Here is a 4,083-nt window from a genome sequence, read left to right on the forward strand (position 1 = left end):
ACCTGGTCGAACGGGCCCACCGGGCCGCGCTCGCCGCCGTCGCCCCCGGCCGCCGCTTCAGCGACTTCCACCACGCCGCCATGGAGGTCGTCGCGCACGGCCTGGCCGACTGGGGCCTGCTGGCGGTCTCGGTGGACGAGGCGCTGTCCGACGCCGGCCAGCACCACCGCCGCTACCTGGTCTGCGGCGTCGGCCACCACCTCGGCCTGGACGTGCACGACTGCGGCCGGGCGAGCCAGGAGTCCTACCAGGACGCCGTCATGGCCCCCGGCATGGCGCTCACCGTGGAGCCCGGCCTGTACTTCCACCCGCACGACCTCACCGTCCCGCCGGAGCTGCGCGGGATCGGCGTCCGGATCGAGGACGACCTGGTGGTCACCGAGCAGGGCGCCGACGTGTTGTCGGCGGCGCTGCCCCTGGACGCCGACGGCCTGGAGAAGTGGATGGCCGCCGGGTAGGTAGTCGCTGTGACATTGCACCGCATAATCTCTCGAATATCCCCATGTGAGGAGACCTCAGCATGACCACCTCCGCCACGCCGTGGCGCGGCATCCACGTCGCGACGGCCCTGCCCTTCGCCGACGACCTCTCCGTGGACTACGACGGGTTCGCCGAGCACGTGCGCTTCCTGGCCGAAGGCGGCTGTGACGGTGTGACGCCCAACGGCTCGCTGGGCGAGTACCAGACGCTCACGCCGCAGGAGCGGGCCCGCGTCGTCGAGACGGCCGTCCAGGCCGCGCCGCCCGGGTTCGGCGTCATGCCGGGCGTGGCCGCGTACGGCTCCATGGAGGCCCGCCGGTGGGCCGAGCAGGCCGCCGAGGCGGGGGCCACGTCCGTGCTGCTGCTGCCGCCGAACGCCTACCGGGCCCCGCGCGAGGCCGTCGTCGCCCACTACCGGGAGGTCGCCAAGGCCGGGCTGCCGGTCGTGGCCTACAACAACCCGTTCGACACCAAGGTCGACCTGACCCCCGCCCTGCTGGCCGAGCTGTACCACGAGGGCCTGATCGTCGGCGTCAAGGAGTTCACCGGGGACGTGCGCAGGGCGTACGAGATCGCCGAGCTGGCGCCGGAGCTGGACCTGCTCATCGGGGCCGACGACGTGCTGCTGGAGCTGGGCCTGGCCGGGGCCGTCGGCTGGATCGCCGGGTACCCGAACATGATCCCGCAGTCCACGACCCGCCTGTACCGGCTGGCCACCTCGGGCGACCCCGCCGACCTGCCCGAGGCGCTGCGCGTCTACCGCGACCTGCACCCGCTGCTGCGCTGGGACTCCAAGCCCGAGTTCGTGCAGTCGATCAAGCTGTCCATGGACCTGGCCGGGCGCAGGGGCGGCGCCTGCCGTCCGCCGCGCCTGCCGCTCGCGCCCGAGCTGGTCGCCCGCATCACCGCCGACACCGAGGCCGTCCTGGAAAAGGGCTACAAGTGAGATCACGTCGCACCTTCCACGCCGTCGACTCCCACACCGAGGGCATGCCCACCCGCGTGATCGTCGGCGGCGTCGGCGCCATCCCGGGGGCGACCATGGCCGAGCGCCGGCTGTGGTTCATGGAGAACAGCGACGACGTGCGCACGCTGCTCATGTACGAGCCGCGCGGCCACGCCGCGATGAGCGGGGCGATCCTCCAGCCGCCCACCCGGCCCGACGCCGACTACGGCGTGCTGTTCATCGAGGTCTCCGGGCTGCTGCCGATGTGCGGCCACGGCACGATCGGCGTGGCGACCGTCCTGGTGGAGACCGGGATGGTGCCCGTGGTCGAGCCGGTCACCACGATCCGGCTCGACACGCCGGCCGGGCTCGTGGTGGCGTCCGTGGCGGTCGAGGACGGCGCGGCGACCTCGGTGACCATCCAGAACGTGCCCTCGTTCGCGTACGCGCTGGACCGCAAGGTCGAGGTGCCCGGCTTCGGGGAGATCGGCTACGACCTGGCCTTCGGCGGCAACTTCTACGCCTTCGTCGAGCTGGCCGAGCTGGGACTGCCCTTCGACCGGGCCCGCGCCGGCGACCTGCTGTCGGCCGGGCTCGCGATCATGGACGCCGTCAACGAGCACGACCGCCCGGTCCACCCCGAGCGGCCCGACATCAACGGCTGCCATCACGTCTACCTGGCCGCCCCCGGCTCGACGGCGCAGATGTCCAGGCACGCCATGGCCATCCACCCCGGCTGGTTCGACCGTTCGCCGTGCGGCACCGGCACCAGCGCCCGCATGGCCCAGTTCCACGCCAGGGGCGAGCTGGCCCTCGGCGACGACTTCGTCAACGAGTCCTTCATCGGCACCCGCTTCACCGGGCGGCTGCTCGGCGAGACCACGGTCGGCCCGCTGCCCGCCGTGCTGCCCTCGATCACCGGCCGCGCCTGGGTCACCGGCACCTCGCAGTTCCACCTCGACCCGACCGACCCCTTCCCGGCGGGGTTCCTGCTGTGAGCCGCCGGGCGGGCGGCGCGAAGGGCACGCCGTGAGCGCCGACCTCGTCGTGGTCGGCGCCGGCGTGGTGGGCGCGGCCGGCGCGTACTTCGCCGCGCTGGCCGGGCTGCGCGTGGTGGTCGTCGAGCGCGGCGCCATCGCCGGGGGCACCTCCAGCGCGGGCGAGGGCAACCTGCTCGTGTCCGACAAGGAGGCCGGGCCCGAGCTCGACCTCGCGCTCTACTCCCAGCGGGTGTGGCGCGAGGACCTGGCCGAGCACGCCGGGCTGTGGGAGTTCGAGGCCAAGGGCGGGCTGGTCGTCGCGGCGTCCGGGCCCGGCCTGGCCTCGCTGCGCGAGCTGGGCGAGCACCAGCGCCGCCACGGCGTCGAGGTGCGCGACGTGGCGGCGGAGGAGCTGCGCGACTACGAGCCGCACCTCGCGCCCGGACTCGCCGGAGCCGCCTTCTACCCCCAGGACGCCCAGGTCCAGCCCATGCTGGTGGTCGCCCACCTGCTGCGGCTGGCCCGCGCGCACGGCGCCGAGGTGCGCACCGGCACCGGCGTCACCGGCTTCCTGCACGACGGGCGCCGGGTGACCGGCGTGCGCACCACGGCCGGCGACCTGCCCGCCGGGGCGGTGCTCAACGCGACCGGCACGTGGGCCGGCGACGTCGCCGCCCTGGCCGGGGTGCACGTGCCCGTCCTGCCCAGGCGCGGGTTCGTGCTGGTCACCCAGCCCATGCCGCCGCGGACGATCCGCCACAAGGTCTACGCCGCCGAGTACGTCGGGGACGTGGCCAGCTCCGACGCCGCCCTGCAGACCTCGCCCGTCGTGGAGGGCACCGGCAGCGGCACGATCCTCATCGGCGCCTCCCGCGAGCGCGTCGGCTTCGACCGCACGTTCTCCCCGCGGGCGGCCGGGGCGCTGGCGGCCAAGGCGATCGCGCTGTTCCCGATGTTGCGGGACGTCCGGGCCATGCGCACGTACCTGGGCTTCCGGCCGTACTGCCCGGACCATCTGCCGGTGATCGGGCCCGACCCGCGCGCGCCCGGGTTGTGGCACGCCTGCGGGCACGAGGGCGCGGGCATCGGGCTGTCCGCGGGCACCGGCAAGCTCGTCGCCCAGGCGCTCACCGGCCGCACCCCGGACCTCGACCTCAAGCCGTTCGCCCCCGACCGCTTCCCCGCCCCCGACCGCTTCCCCGCCCCCGACCGTTTTCCCGGCACCGAGCTTCCCGGCACCGAGTCCGCCGCGACCGAGGAGGGGCCCCGATGACCCACCAGATGACCTTCCGTGGCGCGAGCGTCCCCGCCGAGCCCGGCCAGAGCGTCGGGGCCGCCCTGGTCGCGGCCGGCATCCTCGACTGGCGCACCACCCGCGGGGCCGGCCGGCCGCGTGGCCTGTTCTGCGGCATCGGCGTCTGCTTCGACTGCCTCATCACCGTCGACGGCGTCCCGGACCTGCGCGCCTGCCTGGTCCCGGCGCGCGACGGCATGCGCCTCGGCGACGACGCCCCGGCGGACGGCGAGCAGGGAGGTCGTCATGCGTGAGAAGAACGACGTCGCCGTGGTCGGCGCGGGCCCTGCGGGGCTGGCCGCCGCGATCGTCTCCCTGCCCGCGGGCTTCCTGGCCGACCGGTTCAGCCGGACGCGGATCATCGCGGTGGTCGTGCTGCTGTG

At 74.5% G+C, this 4,083-nt stretch carries 5 protein-coding genes; all 5 read left to right on the forward strand.

The features are described from left to right. A partial coding sequence (locus ACWCSD_RS49055) for a M24 family metallopeptidase (RefSeq protein ID WP_449926134.1) occupies positions 1-458 on the forward strand: 458 nt, incomplete at its 5' end. A gap of 62 nt (positions 459-520) precedes the next feature. Beyond that, on the forward strand, positions 521-1,426 hold the full coding sequence (locus ACWCSD_RS49060; protein ID WP_358292699.1) for a dihydrodipicolinate synthase family protein: 906 nt from the start codon (positions 521-523) through the stop codon (positions 1,424-1,426). Next, the gene (locus tag ACWCSD_RS49065) at positions 1,423-2,424 is read left to right on the forward strand and encodes a proline racemase family protein (protein WP_449926137.1); all 1,002 of its coding nucleotides are present in this window, start codon (positions 1,423-1,425) and stop codon (positions 2,422-2,424) included. Before ACWCSD_RS49060 ends, ACWCSD_RS49065 begins: the two co-directional genes overlap by 4 nt. 31 nt (positions 2,425-2,455) lie before the next feature. After that, complete coding sequence (locus ACWCSD_RS49070; RefSeq protein ID WP_449926140.1) at positions 2,456-3,679, forward strand: NAD(P)/FAD-dependent oxidoreductase; 1,224 nt, start codon at positions 2,456-2,458, stop codon at positions 3,677-3,679. Then, entirely contained in the window at positions 3,676-3,954 is a 279-nt protein-coding gene (locus tag ACWCSD_RS49075) for a (2Fe-2S)-binding protein (protein ID WP_358292704.1), read from the forward strand. Before ACWCSD_RS49070 ends, ACWCSD_RS49075 begins: the two co-directional genes overlap by 4 nt. Positions 3,955-4,083 lie beyond the last annotated feature (129 nt).

It is taken from the genome of Nonomuraea sp. NPDC001684 (genome assembly GCF_053596515.1).

Coding starts and splice junctions, on each gene's coding strand:
- ACWCSD_RS49060 (WP_358292699.1), top strand. CDS start 521: ATGACCACCTCCGCCACGCCGTGGCGCGGCATCCACGTCGCGACGGCC.
- ACWCSD_RS49075 (WP_358292704.1), top strand. CDS start 3,676: ATGACCCACCAGATGACCTTCCGTGGCGCGAGCGTCCCCGCCGAGCCC.